At 67.4% G+C, this 14,811-nt stretch carries 13 protein-coding genes; 9 read left to right on the top strand and 4 right to left on the bottom strand.

Annotated elements, in window-relative coordinates:
- Positions 1-113 precede the first annotated feature (113 nt).
- The 6 genes from WQQ_RS06120 to WQQ_RS06095 all read left to right on the top strand — a co-directional run bounded on the left by WQQ_RS06120 (position 114) and on the right by WQQ_RS06095 (position 5,691).
- On the top strand, positions 114-815 hold the full coding sequence (locus WQQ_RS06120) for a FadR/GntR family transcriptional regulator (RefSeq protein WP_007184223.1): 702 nt from the start codon (positions 114-116) through the stop codon (positions 813-815).
- A gap of 110 nt (positions 816-925) precedes the next feature.
- Complete coding sequence (locus tag WQQ_RS06115; RefSeq protein WP_007184222.1) at positions 926-2,164, top strand: thiamine pyrophosphate-dependent enzyme; 1,239 nt, start codon at positions 926-928, stop codon at positions 2,162-2,164.
- Between the two features lie 5 nt (positions 2,165-2,169).
- Positions 2,170-3,183 carry an alpha-ketoacid dehydrogenase subunit beta gene (locus WQQ_RS06110; protein ID WP_007184220.1) on the top strand — a complete coding sequence of 338 codons (1,014 nt, stop codon included), beginning with the start codon at positions 2,170-2,172 and terminating at the stop codon, positions 3,181-3,183.
- The gene (locus tag WQQ_RS06105; protein WP_007184219.1) at positions 3,183-4,490 is read left to right on the top strand and encodes a dihydrolipoamide acetyltransferase family protein; all 1,308 of its coding nucleotides are present in this window, start codon (positions 3,183-3,185) and stop codon (positions 4,488-4,490) included. Before WQQ_RS06110 ends, WQQ_RS06105 begins: the two co-directional genes overlap by 1 nt.
- A 63-nt stretch (positions 4,491-4,553) precedes the next feature.
- Positions 4,554-5,153 carry a helix-turn-helix domain-containing protein gene (locus WQQ_RS06100; RefSeq protein WP_007184218.1) on the top strand — a complete coding sequence of 200 codons (600 nt, stop codon included), beginning with the start codon at positions 4,554-4,556 and terminating at the stop codon, positions 5,151-5,153.
- A gap of 1 nt (position 5,154) precedes the next feature.
- Entirely contained in the window at positions 5,155-5,691 is a 537-nt protein-coding gene (locus WQQ_RS06095) for a GNAT family N-acetyltransferase (RefSeq protein ID WP_040453103.1), read from the top strand.
- Positions 5,692-5,790: 99 nt separating this feature from the next.
- Here the strand turns inward: WQQ_RS06095 and WQQ_RS06090 are convergent, their stop codons facing one another.
- Complete coding sequence (locus tag WQQ_RS06090) at positions 5,791-6,522, bottom strand: SDR family oxidoreductase (protein WP_007184216.1); 732 nt, start codon at positions 6,520-6,522, stop codon at positions 5,791-5,793.
- 112 nt (positions 6,523-6,634) lie between these two features.
- Here WQQ_RS06090 and WQQ_RS06085 point away from each other — a divergent pair, with 112 nt between their 5' ends.
- The gene (locus WQQ_RS06085; RefSeq protein ID WP_007184215.1) at positions 6,635-7,552 is read left to right on the top strand and encodes a LysR family transcriptional regulator; all 918 of its coding nucleotides are present in this window, start codon (positions 6,635-6,637) and stop codon (positions 7,550-7,552) included.
- 11 nt (positions 7,553-7,563) lie between these two features.
- A complete protein-coding gene (locus WQQ_RS06080) occupies positions 7,564-7,953 on the top strand; it encodes a DUF488 domain-containing protein (protein WP_040453100.1) in 390 nt (129 codons plus the stop codon).
- Between the two features lie 34 nt (positions 7,954-7,987).
- Here WQQ_RS06080 and pdeM read toward each other — a convergent pair whose 3' ends face one another.
- Both pdeM and WQQ_RS06070 read right to left on the bottom strand, forming a co-directional pair.
- Complete coding sequence (gene pdeM / locus WQQ_RS06075) at positions 7,988-8,635, bottom strand: ligase-associated DNA damage response endonuclease PdeM (RefSeq protein WP_007184213.1); 648 nt, start codon at positions 8,633-8,635, stop codon at positions 7,988-7,990.
- On the bottom strand, positions 8,632-11,082 hold the full coding sequence (locus WQQ_RS06070; protein ID WP_007184212.1) for a ligase-associated DNA damage response DEXH box helicase: 2,451 nt from the start codon (positions 11,080-11,082) through the stop codon (positions 8,632-8,634). Before WQQ_RS06070 ends, pdeM begins: the two co-directional genes overlap by 4 nt.
- A 73-nt stretch (positions 11,083-11,155) precedes the next feature.
- Between WQQ_RS06070 and WQQ_RS06065 the strand changes: the two genes are divergently transcribed.
- Positions 11,156-13,981 (top strand): hybrid sensor histidine kinase/response regulator, encoded by a 2,826-nt coding sequence (locus WQQ_RS06065; RefSeq protein WP_007184211.1) that lies wholly within the window; start codon positions 11,156-11,158, stop codon positions 13,979-13,981.
- A 12-nt stretch (positions 13,982-13,993) separates the two neighbouring features.
- Here WQQ_RS06065 and WQQ_RS06060 read toward each other — a convergent pair whose 3' ends face one another.
- Positions 13,994-14,743, bottom strand: a complete 750-nt coding sequence (locus WQQ_RS06060; protein ID WP_007184210.1) for a 2OG-Fe dioxygenase family protein — start codon at positions 14,741-14,743, stop codon at positions 13,994-13,996.
- Positions 14,744-14,811 lie beyond the last annotated feature (68 nt).

Below are 14,811 nucleotides of genomic sequence, written 5' to 3'. Positions count from 1 at the left end.
GCGCACGATGGGTTTTATTACGAGGCAGTCTGGTCGCCGGATATCCGACTGTGATATTGGTCAGACCAATAAACGGCAGGCCGCCGGAAGACAGGATTGAGATGGGTTCCTCGATGAGTGCCATACCCGAACGCCGCAGCGAACAGGTTGCCCAGCAACTCGAACGCGCCATTCTCGAACGTCGCTTCGAGGGCCGATTGCCGCCCGAGCGCGAGCTCGCGGAACGCTTCGGCCTGTCGCGGGCGAGCGTGCGCGAGGGCATCGGCCTGCTCGTCGCGCGCGGCCTGCTCACGCGCCGCCAGGGCGACGGCACCTACATCAACGATCGGGCCGATCAGCGCATGGCCGAGATCTGGTCCGACATGGCGCAACGCGATCCGCGCCTGCAGGAGAACCTCACCGAGTTCCGCACCATGCTCGAGTGCAGTACGGCGGAGCTCGCGGCGCAGCGCTACGACCAGCGGGACCGCGAGCGGCTGATCCGGGCCGAAGCGGCGGTCGACGCGGCCTATTCGACATCGGATCGACGCCAGCAGATCGGTAGCGACGTGGCGTTCCATACTGCGATCGCCGATGCGACGCACAACCCGGTCTATTCGTCGCTGATGGCCTCGCTGCTCAAGCTGCTGCACGAACACGTGCAGCTGAGCATCGCGGGATTGGCGCCGAACTCGCAGACCGCCGGCGCGCTTCGACAGCAGCATCGGGCGCTGCTCGACGCGATCCTCGCGCGCGATGCGGCGCATGCACGCGAGGTCGCGGCCGGGCACATGATCTTCGTGCGCACGCGCCTCAACGATCTGCGTCAGCCGTAGCGCTCACGTCGGTCAGCAAAAAGCTTCTGCCGCTCGATGGAGGAAACCGATATAACCCGCTGAAAAGCCGATTCTGAACACTGCTTCGACAAGGATGAGAGGGCCAAAGGATGAAGCCACGACTCGAGCTGCACATACCGGAGCCGGCCTGCAGGCCCGGCGATTCGGTCGATTTCAGCGCGATCCGGATCCCGCCGGCCGGCGGCCTCGCCAGACCGGCCGTCGATGCGCCGGCGTCGGAGCTGCGCGATTACGCCTACTCGCTGATCCGCGTGCTCGACGACGAGCACCGGGCGGTCGGCGACTGGAACCCCAGGCTCACCCCGGATCGCCTGCGTTCGGGCCTGCGCCACATGCTGCTCACGCGCGTCTACGACGAGCGCATGGTCCGTCAGCAGCGCATCGGCAAGACCAGCTTCTACATCAAGAGCACCGGCGAGGAAGCGGTTGCGGTGGCGCAGTCGTATGCGCTCGCCCCGGACGACATGCTGTTTCCGAGCTATCGACAGCAGGGCCTGCTGATCGCGCGCGACTGGTCGCTCGTCGACATGATGTGCCAGATCTTCAGCAACACGAAGGACCGCATCAAGGGCCGCCAGCTGCCGGTGATGTACTCGGTGCCCGAAGTCGGCTTTTTCTCGGTCTCGGGCAATCTCGGCACGCAGTTTCCGCAGGCCGTCGGCTGGGCGATGGCCTCGGCGTACTCGGGCGATCACCGCATCGCCGCAGGCTGGGTCGGTGACGGCACCACGGCCGAGGCCGATTTCCATTACGCGCTGACCTTCGCGGCGGTGTACCGCGCGCCGGTGATCCTCAACGTCGTCAACAACCAATGGGCGATCTCGACGTTCCAGGGCATGGCCGGCGGCGAGCAGACCACCTTCGCCGCGCGCGCCGTGGGCTACGGCCTGCCGGCGATTCGCGTGGACGGCAACGATTTCCTTGCCGTCTACGCGGCCACGCAATGGGCCGCCGAGCGCGCGCGCCACAATCACGGCGCGACCGTGATCGAGCTCTACACCTATCGCGCGGCTCCGCATTCGACGAGCGACGATCCTTCCGCCTATCGACCCGAGAACGAATGGAAGCTCTGGCCGCTCGGCGATCCGATCGAGCGACTCAAGCAGCATCTGATCCGGCTCGGCGAATGGAGCGAAGACCAGCACGCCGCCTTGGGCAAGGAGCTCGAAGATCAGGTCAAGCAGGCGCTCAGGGAAGCCGAAAGCCACGGCACCTTGAGCACGCCGCCCGATTCTCCCGAAACCATGTTCGAGGACGTGTTCAAGCAGATGCCGCCGCATCTGCAGCGGCAGCTCGAAGAATTCCGCTCTCTCGAAAGGGAGGATTGATCGCCATGTCACGCATGAACATGATCCAGGCGATCAACTCGGCGCTCGATACGATGATGGGCCGCGACGAAAAGGTGGTGATCTTCGGCGAGGACGTCGGCTATTTCGGCGGCGTGTTCCGCTGCACCGCGGGCCTGCAGAAGAAATACGGCAAGCGTCGCTGCTTCGACGCGCCGATCGCCGAAGGCGGCATCCTCGGAACCGCGGTCGGCATGGGCGTTTACGGCTTGCGGCCGGTCGTCGAGATTCAATTCGCGGATTACATCTATCCGGCTTTCGACCAGCTCGTCTCCGAGGCCGCGCGTCTGCGCTATCGCTCGGCCGGAGGCTTCACGGCGCCCCTGACCGTGCGCACGCCGTGCGGCGGCGGCATCTTCGGCGGGCAGACGCACAGCCAGTCGCCCGAGGCGATCTTCACACACGTCTGCGGGCTCAAGACGGTGATGCCGAGCAACCCCTACGACGCCAAGGGCCTGCTGATCGCCGCGATCGAGGACGATGATCCGGTCGTGTTCTTCGAGCCCAAGCGCATCTACAACGGGCCTTTCGACGGTCATCACGACAAGCCGCTGACGCCGTGGAGCAAGCACGAACTCGGCGAGGTGCCCGACGATTACTACCGCATCGAACTCGGCAAGGCCAAGACCGTGCGCGAGGGCGATGCGCTGACCGTGCTCGCCTACGGCACCATGGTTCACGTTGTGCTCGCGGCTGTCATCGAGTCCGGCATCGATGCGGAAGTGATCGACTTGCGGAGCCTGCTGCCGCTCGATCTCGACGCGATCGTCGCGTCGGTGAGCAAGACCGGCCGCTGCGTCGTCGTGCACGAGGCCACGCGCACCTGCGGCTTCGGTGCGGAGCTCGTCTCGCTGATCCAGGAAAACTGCTTCTACTACCTCAAGTCGCCGATCGCGCGCGTCACCGGTTGGGACACGCCGTACCCGCATGCCTTCGAGTGGGATTACTTCCCGGGGCCCAAGCGCGTCGCCAAGGCCTTGCATAAGGCAATGGAGGACTGATGGCCACGTTCCAGTTCAAGCTGCCCGATATCGGCGAAGGCATAGCCGAATCCGAAGTCGCGGCCTGGCATGTCGCCGAGGGCGATCAGATCGAAGAGGATCAGCGGCTCGTCGACATGCTGACCGACAAGGCCGCGGTCGAGATTCCGTCTCCGGTCGCGGGCAAGGTCGTCAAGCTGCATGCGGCGGTCGGCGACAAGGTGGCGGTCGGTGGGCTGCTGGTGACGATCGAGATGAGCGCGCATCGCATCGACACCGATACGGCTTCTCTCCCCTCTCGCTCCGGGAGGGGGGCCGGGGGTGAGGGATCTTCAGCGCCGCGCTCAACTGCGAGTCCCTCACCCGGCGCTGCGCGCCACCCTCTCCCGGAGCGAGAGGGCAAAGCTTCGCGCCCCGAAGGAGAGCGCAGAGCGCCCGAGACCGACGACGGCTACTACGAAGCGCGTCCGGCCGCAGCGCCTTCGGTGCGCTTGCGTGCCCGCGAAATGGGCCTCGACCTGCATCGTATCCGTGGCAGCGGACCTTCGGGTCGCATCCTGCTCGAAGATCTGCAGGCTCAGGCCCTTGCGCCGGTCGCAAAATCCACTGCACGCGCGGATGACGAGCCCGATCGCATCGAGCGGATCAAGATCATCGGCCTGCGCCGCAAGATCGCCGAGGCGATGGAGCGCTCGGTCCGGCGCATTCCGCATTTCGCCTATGTCGAGGAAGTGGACGTCACCGAGCTCGAAGCGCTGCGCCAGCATCTCAACGAGCAGCATGGCAAGACACGCGGCAAGCTCACGATGTTGCCCTTCCTGATACGCGCGCTCGTGCGGACGCTGCCCGAATTTCCGCAGATCAACGCGACCTACGACGACGAAGCCGGCATCGTTTCGCGCCATTCGGCCGTGCACGTCGGCATCGCCACGCAGACGCCGAACGGGCTCGTCGTGCCGGTCGTGCATGCGGCGCAGCGTCTCGATCTGTGGCAGTCCGCCAAGGAAGTCGCACGCGTGGCCGAAGCGGCGCGCAGCGGCAAGGCCACACGACAGGAACTGTCGGGCTCCACGATCACGATCACGAGCCTGGGCAAGCTCGGCGGCATCGTCACGACGCCGGTCATCAACGCGCCGGAAGTCGCCATCGTCGGCGTCAACGCGATGGTCGAACGTCCGGTCGTGCGCCAGGGCCAGGTCGTCGTGCGCTCGATGATGAACCTGTCGTCCTCGTTCGATCACCGCATCGTCGACGGCTTCGATGCGGCCTCGTTCATCCAGCGCATCAAGGCGCTGCTCGAACATCCGGCGATGCTGTTCATCGACTGATCCGCGCGCGGCACAGGAGCCGAGCTTGACGTCAAATCCAGTTTGGTGGAAATTGATTCCACCATGAAGGACGAATCCGCCGCCGCGAGCGACATCAACTCGCGCATCGCCGCCCGCGTGCGCGCCCTGCGAGCCCAGCGCGGGCTCACGCTCGAGGCGCTCGCGACGCGCAGCGAGGTCAGCCGCTCGATGCTGTCGCTCGTCGAACGCGGCGAAAGCAGCCCGACCGCCGTGGTGCTCGAAAAGATCGCGAGCGGCCTCGGCGTCACGCTCGCCGCCTTGTTCGACGACGAGCCGGCGGCCGAATCGAGCCCGGTGTCGAAAGCGGCCGAACGCAGCAGCTGGCGCGATCCGCAGTCGGGCTATCGGCGCTGCAACATCTCGCCGCCCGGGTATCCGTCGCCGATCCGCATCGTCGAGGTGAAGTTTCCGGCCGGCGCGAGCGTGGCCTACGAAAACGCGCACGACGGCGTGCATCAGCAGATCTGGGTGCAGCAGGGACGCATCGAGGTCACGCTCGGGACGCGCACGCACACGCTCGAAGAAGGCGACTGCCTCGCGATGGCGCTCGACCAGCCCGTGCGATTCCATAACCGCACGCGCAAGCCGGCGCACTACATCGTCGTGATCGCGGGCGAGCTGCCGTTCAATGCGAGGAAATGAGATGAGCGCGATCCGCATCCGCAGCCTGTCGAGCATCGGCGAGCGCGAGCTGCGCGGCCTGTGCGAGGTGCTCGTCGACTGCGTCGAAGGCGGCGCTTCGGTGAGCTTCATGTGGCCGATGACGCAGGCCAAGGCACAGGCGTTCTGGGGCAGTACGGCGCAAGCGCTCGAGCGTGGCGAGCGGCTCGTGTTCGTCGCGGAAGATGCGAGCGGCGAGATCGTCGGAACCGCGCAGATCGTGCTCGGCCTGCCCGAGAACCAGCCGCACCGGGCCGATCTCGCGAAGATGCTCGTGCATCGCAAGGCGCGTCGTCACGGTGTCGGCGAGGCACTGCTGATCGCGGCCGAACAGGGTGCGCGGGCGGCGGGGAAAAGCCTGCTCGTGCTCGATACCGCGAGCGATGCAGCCGAGCGCCTGTACGTTCGCCAGGGCTGGCAGCGTTGCGGGCGCATTCCGGACTATGCGCTGCTGCCCGACGGCGCTTACTGCGACACCGTCGTCTACTACAAGAATCTTGCCGTCAGCTGCGCCGCATAGGCCCGCGTTTCGAGGCGGTTGAAAAATCCGGCGACGCTGTTCCATGGAAAAGAGCGGCGGCAGATTGCAGCCTGCCGTCGCCCTCTTGCGTTGCTGCGATCACAGCGTGCTCATGCCGCCGTCGGCGATGATCTCGGCACCGACGATGAAGCCCGATTCGGGCGAGGCCAGATGAAGCACCGTCGCGGCGATCTCCTCTACCTTGCCGAAGCGGCCCAGCGGAATCCGGCTCTGGACCTGCGCGTTGCCCTCGCTGCCGAATTGCGCATGTAGCGGAGTCCAGACCGGGCCGGGGCTGATGACGTTGACCCGAATGCCGCGCGGAAGCAGTTCGGCCGACAGCGTCTTGGCGAGCGAGATCAGCGCTGCCTTGCTCGCCGCGTAGACCGACGAACCCGGCATGCCGATGTGCGCGTTGATCGAACCGTTGAGCACGATGGAAGCGCCCGGGTTCAGCAGCGGGGCAAGGGCCTGTATCTGGAAGAAGGCGCCCTTGACGTTGGCATCGAAGCTCGTGTCCCACTGAGCCTCGGTGATGTCGGCGAGCGCGCCGAACTTGGCCGCTCCGGCGTTGATGAATACCGCATCGAGCATGATGCCGCGGTGCGTGAGCTGTTCGGCAAGCGCTTGCGCATCGGCGATGCGTCCGCTGTCGTTCTGCAGGCCGATCGCGCGGTCGCCGAGCTGCTTCTGCACACGGTCGAGTGTGCCGGCGTCACGGCCCGTGAAAACGACGCGAGCACCCGCATCGATGAATGCCTGTGCGCTGCCGAGACCGATGCCGCTGGTGCCGCCGGTGACGAGAACCGATTTGTTGTCGAAACGTGCCATGGTGATGCTCCTGGGAAAATGGCTGGTCGGCGATGACCGTGAGGCCATCTTGGCGATCCCGAGGGCGTCTGCCGTATTACAATTTCGACGAACACGTGCGAAGGAGTCGAACATGTTGTCGGCCGATGAACTGGCCCTGCTCGAAGCGATTCGCGAAACCGGCAGCCTGTCGCGCGCAGCCGCACGGCTGGCCAAGGCTCCCTCGACGATTTCGCACGCCGCCCGACAGCTCGAAGCGCGCTTCGATGCGCTGCTGTTCGATCGCCGTCGCTACCGCCTGCAACTCACGCCGGCGGGCCAGTTGCTGGCGATCGAAGCGGCGCGCCTGCAGCAGGATGTTTCTCGTCTTACGCGTCGCGTGAAGCAGGTCGCCGGTGGTTGGGAAGACCGGCTTTGGATCGTCAGCGACGAGATCGTCGAATTCGATCTGCTGCTGCCGTCGATCCGCCGTTTCGACGCGCTGAATTCGGGCGTCACGCTGCGGCTCACGCACGAAGTGCTTGGCGGTACTTGGGAGGCCCTGCGCGATGGGCGTGCCGATCTGGTCATCGGAGCGACCAACGAGCCGCCGGTGATTCCGACGCTGCGCTGGTTCGAACTCGGCGTCATGGATTGGGTGTTCGCGGTTTCGCCGCGGCATGCACTCGCCAGCGCCAGGGAGCCGCTCGAACGCGAAGCGATCGCAGTGCATCGCTCGGTGGTGGTTGCCGACTCTTCGCGGCACATCGACGGGCGCCGCTATGGGGTGCTCGGAGGCCAGGCCACGCTTGCGGTACCGGGCATGCGCGAGAAAATCCTGGCCCAGCGCGATGGGTTGGGCGTGGGCTGGCTGCCACGGGCGCGCGTCGCCTCGCTGCTGAAGCGCGGCGAGCTGATCGAGAAAGCCGTCGCCGATCCGCGTGAGCCGAACCTGCTCTACGTCGCTTGGCGCGGAGACCACCAGGGCCGGGCACTCGACTGGTGGCTCGATCAGCTCAAGCAGAAGCGGTTGGCGAACCTGCTCGTGCGGGGCATCGACCGTTTCGTATAGAGAGAGTGAGCATGGCGATTCGAATCGTGCGATTGGGTAGCGAGAGGACGGCGGGCGAAGGCCTGCGCATCGGCACCGTGCGTCGTCCGCCGCGCGGCGTGCCGAAATCCCAATTCGCATCGTTGAACTGGTACGACGTCTGGTATCCGAATCTGGCGCCGAGTGCGGAACTCATGCAGGCGGGGCGTGCTGCGGGTACGGACGCCGAGTGGACTCGTTTCGCCAAGGCGTATCGGACCCAGATGGCGACGCCCGACAACAGTCGCTCGCTCGATCTACTCGCGGCCTTGTCGCACGGCAGCGATTTTTCGGTCGGCTGTTATTGCGAGGATGAGGCGCGCTGTCATCGCTCGCTGCTGCGAGCATTGCTCGCGGAGCGAGGCGCTCGTATCGTGGCTTGAGCTGCGATGCGGCACGCCGCGTAAGCCGCCATGCTCAACGAACGATCGCGAGCCCGTCCGCACTCGCGGCGACGAGCCGATCGCCCGCAGCCGGCTGCACTTCCCAGCCACCCGTGAAGACGCCGAACGAAGGCAGCACCGTGAGCGATTCGCGTAGCCAGAACACCGGCAGCCGCAGGCGCTCGCGGCGCGTTTGCAGCTTGAATACCGGATGCACGTGACCGCCGAGCGCGTGGCCGAGCGGCGAGGGCGCCGCATCGTGCATGAGCGCGAACGGCGCCTCGACTTGCGGTGCGTTGAGCCAGTCCAGTCGCCAACGCGGCGGGACGCCGCTGCGCTCGTCGTGATTGCCTTGCACGATCTCGATGCGCAGCGCCGCGTGCTGCCGGCGGAACGCATCGAATTGCGCATGCCAGGCTTCGCCGTCGTCGAGCCGCGCATGGAACAGGTCGCCGAGCACGAGCAGTCGCCGAGCTGCATGCCGCTCGATCAGCGCGGACAGCCGTTGCAGGTCGTGCAGTGTGGATCCGGTCGGCACCGCGATGCCCGAACGACGGAACACGCTGCCCTTGCCGAGATGCACGTCGGCGACGATCACGGTTTTCTCGCGTGGCCAGTACACGGCGCGCTCGCTGTCGAGCAGCAGGTCTTCGCCCGCGATGCGCCAAGCCAGCGTCTTCAAGCGCGGGCCTTGCGGCGCTTGGGCGATGCCGATTCGTGCGCCGCCGTCTCGATCTGTTCGAGCATGCGCGCGATGCGCTGCTGCAGGGCTTCGCTCGAAATCTGGTGGCTGTTGAGCCGGTCGGCCCACAGCGGAAACGCGAGCGGGGTGAAGCGTTCGACGTCGACGATGTCGAACGCCGAATCGCGCAGGCGGACGAGCGTTTCGGCCAGGCGCCGGTAGTCGAGCTGCTGTTCGAGCGCTTCGATCAAGGCCTGTCGCGTGAGCAGGTTGCCCTCGTCGTAGCGCGTCAGCACGTCGTAGATCAGGCCACTCGAGACCTGCACCTGCTTCACGCTCTTGCCGGCGCCCGGATAGCCTTCGAACACCAGGCCGGCGATGCGCGCGATCTCGCGAAAGCGGCGGCGCGCCATCTCCGAGGCATTCAGGCTCGCGGGCAGATCGCGAGCCAGATCGTCGGGCGACAGCAGCACATGCAGGCTGGCGGCATCGAGCTCCGGCAGCTCGCGTGAAACCAGTTCGAAGCCGTAGTCGTTGACCGAGAAGCTGCAGGTGAGCGGCGCGCGTTGCGCCAGGCGCCAGGCCAGCAGCGCCGAAAGGCCTTCGTGCACGTGGCGTCCGGCCATCGGATAGACGAACCAGTGCTGGCCTTCGCGCGAGCGCGCGCGCTCGATCAGCAGGCGTCCCGGCGCGGGCAGGCGCGACCAGCGCCGCTGCACGCCGAGCAGCGGTGCGAGCGCCTGCAGCTCGGCGGCCGCCGGCTGATCGCCGAGCGCTCCGGCGAGCACTTCGGTCAGCGTTTCGGCGAGCTCGGACGACAGCGGCATGCGGCCGCCCATCCAGCGCGGGATCATCTGCGTACCGGCTTCGGCGCGCACGTAGGCCGTCATGTCGCGTACGCGGATCAGGCTCAGCCGACGCCCCGCGAACGTGAAGCCGTCGCCGGGCTTGAGCCGGGCGACGAAGCTCTCTTCGACGCTGCCGAGCGAGGGCCCGCGCAGGTAGCGCACGCGCACCATGTTGTCGGAGACGATGGTGCCGACCGCGAGCCGATGGCGCTTGGCGAGCGTGGCGTCGTCGACGTGCAGCAGGCCGTCGCGCTCGACCACCTTGCGGTACTGCGGATACGCCGCGAGCGCCGGGCCGCCGCGCATGACGAAGTCGAGTACCCAGCGCCATTCGGCATCGGACAACCGCTCGTAGGCGTGCGTGCCGGCGATCTGCGTGCGGATTTCGTCGGCGCTCAGGCGGGCGGTGAGCGCGAGCGTGACGACGTGCTGGGCGAGCACGTCGAGGCTGTTGCGCAAGGGCCGGCGTGCTTCGATGTGTCCGCGCTGCGCGGCCAGGCGCGCGGCAGCGAACTCGGCGAGTTCGAGCGCCAGCGTCGGCACGCAGACGATGCGGCTGGCCGCGCCGGGCCGATGTCCGCTGCGGCCCGCGCGTTGCAGCAGTCGCGCCACGCCCTTGGGGCCGCCGATCTGCAGCACCTGCTCGACCGGCCCGAAGTCGACGCCCAGATCGAGGCTCGAGGTCGCCACCACTGCGCGCAGGCTGCCGTCGCGCAGGCCCTGCTCGACTTCGCGGCGCAGCGTGGTGTCGAGCGAGCCGTGATGCAGGGCCATCGGCCAGTCGGGGCGCGCCTCCTGCAGCGCCGTGAACCAGCGCTCGGCCTGCGAGCGCGTGTTGGTGAACACCAGCGAGGTGCCCGCGCGTTCGAGCTCGGCGACCACCTGCGGCAGCTGCGGCAGACCCAGATGCCCGGCCCAGGCCATGCGCTCGACCTTCGGCGGAATCACCGTGTCGATGCGCACCGTCTTGCGTTGCTCGCCCGCGATCAGGCGCGCCTCGCGCTGCGGGCCGACGAGTACGCGCGCGGCCTCGTCGAGATTGCCGAGCGTCGCCGACAGGCCCCAGACGCGCAGCGCCGGCGCGAGCGCGCGCAGCCGTGACAGGCACAGCTCGGTCTGCACGCCGCGCTTGGTTCCGAGCAGCTCGTGCCATTCGTCGACGATCACCGCCGACAGACCGGCGAACTGCGCAATCAAATCGGCATACGAGAGCAGCAGGGACAGCGATTCGGGCGTGGTCACGAGCGCCTGCGGCAGCCGCTTGCGCTGGCGCGCACGCGCCGCGCTGCCGGTGTCGCCGGTGCGCAGCTCCACGGTCCAACCGCAGCCGAGTTCCTCGGCCGCACGCTGCAGGCCCGCCGTGGTGTCGGCCGCCAGCGCGCGCATCGGCGTGATCCAGAGCAGGCGCAGCGGCTCGTGCTCGCCATCGGCCTGCAGTAGCGCGCCGATCCACGCGGCCAGGGTCTTGCCGCTGCCGGTGGACGAATGGATCAGCCCCGATTCGCCCGCCGCGTAGGCGGCCCAGGCCGAACGCTGGAAATCGGCGATGTGCCAGCCGCGGCGGCTGAACCAGGACTCGACGGCGGCCAGATCGATCATGTGCGTGAGCCTAAGGCGTTCCAACCGACGGCATAATGAAGGCCCGTCGCAGACCCGTTCCAGCCCGTTCCTCATGGCCATCGCTCAGGCGAGCAAGCAGCACGCGGAGATGGCGCGCCAGATCCAGGCGCACGACTGGAGCTGCAGCGGTCTCGGTCCGATGGACGGCTGGCCCACCTCGATGCGCACCGTGGTCGAACTGAGCCTGCGCTCGCCGGCCGCGATGATGAGCTGGTGGGGCCCCGATGCGATCATGATCTACAACGACGCCTACATCCCGATCGCGGGTGCCCGGCACGGGCGGCTGCTCGGCGTATCGGTGTTCGAAGGCTGGCCCGAAGTGGCTGAGCTCAATCGCGCGATTCTCGCCAGCGTTCAGGCCGGGAAAACCCATTCGTTGCGCAACGAGCATCTGGTGCTCTATCGCAATGGCGTTGCCGAAGACGTCTGGCTCAACGTCGATTACAGCCCGGTCGAAGACGGACAGCGCGGCGTGATCGGCGTGCTCTGCATCGTCACCGAAACTTCGGTCTCGCAGCTCACCGAGCGCCGGCTCGCGGCGAGCGAGGCGCGCCTGCGCAACATGCTCGACGAGCAGCGGCGCACCGGCGAGCAGCTCATCGAGGCGCAGCGCCAGCAGGCCGCGATTCTCGATGGCATCGGCGATATCTTCTACGCGCTCGACCAGGATTTGCGCTTCACGTTCTTCAATGCGGCCGCGGAGCGCTTCACGCGGCGCTCGCGCGGCGAGGTGCTTGGCCGCAGGCTCGTCGAGGCGATGCCCGAGACCGCCGGCAGCATGATCGAATCGCTGTTCAGGCGCGTGTTGCAGACGCGCCGACCCAAGCGTCTCGAGATGGGTTCGCTGACGCGTCCCGGACGCTGGCTCGATCTGCGCGTGTTCCCCACCGAGGAGGGCCTCGGCGTCGCCGTCATCGATCTGACCGACCAGCGCGCGGCCGAAGTGGCTTTGCGCGAATCCGAATCGCGCTTCCGGCTCGTGGTCGAGACACTGCCGCAGCTGGTCTGGACCTGCCTGCCCGACGGCCGCTGCGACTACCTGAGCCGCCAGTGGCTCGAATACACCGGCGTGCCGGTCGAAGAGCAGCTCGGCACGCGCTGGATCGAGCTCGTGCATCCCGACGATCGCGAGCAGGCCGCCAGGCATCGCGCCGGGGCGCTCGCGGGCGCGCACGACTACGACGTCGACTACCGCATCCGCCGTTACGATGGAGAATACCGCTGGTTCAAGACGCGCGGCCTGCCGGTGCTCGGCAGCGACGGCCGCGTCGCGCACTGGTTCGGCACCTCGACCGACATCCAGGACATCATCGCCGCGCGCGAGCTGCAGGCGAGCCTTCGGCAGCAGCTCGAAGCGCAGGTGGCGCTGCGCACGCGCGAGCGCGATCGTCTGTGGAGCGTGACGCAGGATCTGGCGCTGGTCGCCGACCGCGAGGGGCGTTTCCTGGAGGTCAATCCGGCCTGGAAGCGGATGCTCGGCTACGACGACGAGGAGTTGCTCGGCAAGACCTCGGAGTGGCTCGAGCACCCGGACGATCGCGAGAGAACCCAGCGTGCGCGCGTGCAGACCGGCGGTGGGCAGGCGCTGTCGCTGCTCGAAAACCGCTTCAGGAGCAAGGACGGCCAGTACCGCTGGCTCGCTTGGTCGGCCGTGCTCGACGGCGATCAGATCTACGCCACCGCGCGCGACGTCACCTCGCAGAAACTCGCCGAAACCCGGCTGCTCGATGCGCAGGCGCAGTTGCGCCAGGCACAGAAGATGGAAGCCATCGGCCTGCTCACGGGCGGCATCGCGCACGACTTCAACAACCTGCTCGCGAGCATCCTGGCCTCGCTGCAGCTCGCCGAACGCGCGCGCGCGGACGAGGTTCGGCGCTTTCTCGAAACCGCGATGAGCTCGGTGCAGCGCGCGGCCTCGCTGACGCAGCGCCTGCTCGCGTTCGGCCGCCGCCAGGCGCTCGACATCCGCGCGATCGACGTCAACGAGCTGATCCGCTCGATGCAGGAAATGATCGAGCGCACGCTGGGCTCGTCGATCGCGGTGAGCACCGAGCTGGCGAGCGACAGCGGCCGGGCGCTCGCCGATCACAACCAGCTCGAGAGCGCGCTGCTCAACCTCGTCATCAACGCACGCGACGCAATGCCCGAAGGCGGGCGGCTGCGCATCCGCACGCAGCGCTTGCTCGCCGATGCGGACTATTGCGCGCGCAACGCCGGGCTCACACCCGGCGAGTACCTGGCGCTGAGCGTGCAGGACAGCGGCACCGGCGTCGCCGCGGACATCGTCGACAAGATCTTCGATCCGTTCTTCACCACCAAGCCGCTCGGGCAGGGCACCGGGCTCGGGCTTTCGATGATCTATGGCTTCGTCAAGCAGCTCGGCGGCCATGTGCAGATCGACACCGAAGTCGGCCGCGGCACCACTGTGTACCTGTTGCTGCCGGGCACGCGTTCGTCGGCCGTCACGCGGCTGGAATCGCCGAGCCCGCTCGCCGCTCATGCGCTGCAGACCTCGGCGGCCGAGACCATCCTGCTGGTCGAGGACAACGCTGATCTGCGTGATCTCGCGGCCAAGATCCTCGGCGAACTCGGCTATCGCGTGCTCAAAGCCGAGAACGGCGAAGAAGCGCTGGAGGTTCTCGAACGGCAGGCGGTGGACCTGCTCGCGACCGATGTCGGCCTGCCGGGCCTGAACGGCCGCCAGATCGCCGAGATCGCGAGGCAGAAGCGGCCCGATCTGAAGGTGCTGTTCATCACCGGCTACGCGGAAAGCGCCGCGCGCGAAGCCGGGTTTTCCGAAGCCGGAATGGCGATGATCAGCAAGCCCTTCAGCATCGACGGGCTGGCGGCGAAAGTGCGGCAGGTGCTCTCGGCCTGAGCCCGAGGCCGTTCAGTCCGCGATCGCGCGGAAGGTCACCACGAGCACGTCGCGATACGCCGGCTTTGCCGGATCGATCGGCTGCACCGGGGTCACGCCGTGAAAGACGCGATGATCGTCGATCAAGGTGGCGTCGAACGGATGCGTGAGCGTGAAGCTGCCCAGATCGCGATCGTCGGGCGAGTGGATCGTGGTGGTGCCGCTGGCAATGTTGATGCGCCGGATCAGCAGCACGAGTACGTAATCGACGCCGTCGCGATGCTTGCCCTCGGGCGTCGGTTTGCCGCTCTCGCCCGGAATCGCCTCGATGCGGAACTGATGCAGCTCGACGTGCCAGCGCCTGGCCTGCGGCGCGAGCTTGCCGAACAGCGCGTGGCAGCAGCGCAGCGCAGCCTGCAGGCTCGGACCTTGCGCAATCGCGTCCGCCACCGGCTCGAACCAGCGCGCCACGCCGCCATTGAGACGGTTGTATTCGAGCCCCTGGTAGTGCGGCTGGTGCGGCTGCCGCTCGATGCCGACGGCATCGGCCGCGAACACCGCGTAGCGGCGACGCCTATAGCGCCCGCCGTCGGCCATGAAGGCGTCCACCGGCATGTCGTCCCAGCTCGCGGTGAACGCGGCCCAATCGCTCAGCGGGCCCGCGGCTTCGAGCAGCCGGCGCATCGCGGGCGCTTCGACGAACACGTGGCCATCGACCGCCAGCGCCCGTTCGATCGCCTCGACGGAGGTCGCGGGAACGGGCGGGACGGGAGCCTGGCTCATGGATTTTTAGGGGCGGCGCGTGGCGGCGGGGCAGCTGGGGCGCAGGATCATCCGCCCGAGCATTATTC

This window comes from Hydrocarboniphaga effusa AP103 (assembly GCF_000271305.1).
GTDB lineage: Bacteria > Pseudomonadota > Gammaproteobacteria > Nevskiales > Nevskiaceae > Hydrocarboniphaga > Hydrocarboniphaga effusa.
The sequence above is the reverse complement of the archived record's forward strand: the minus strand, read 5'-3'. Positions and strand labels throughout refer to the sequence as shown.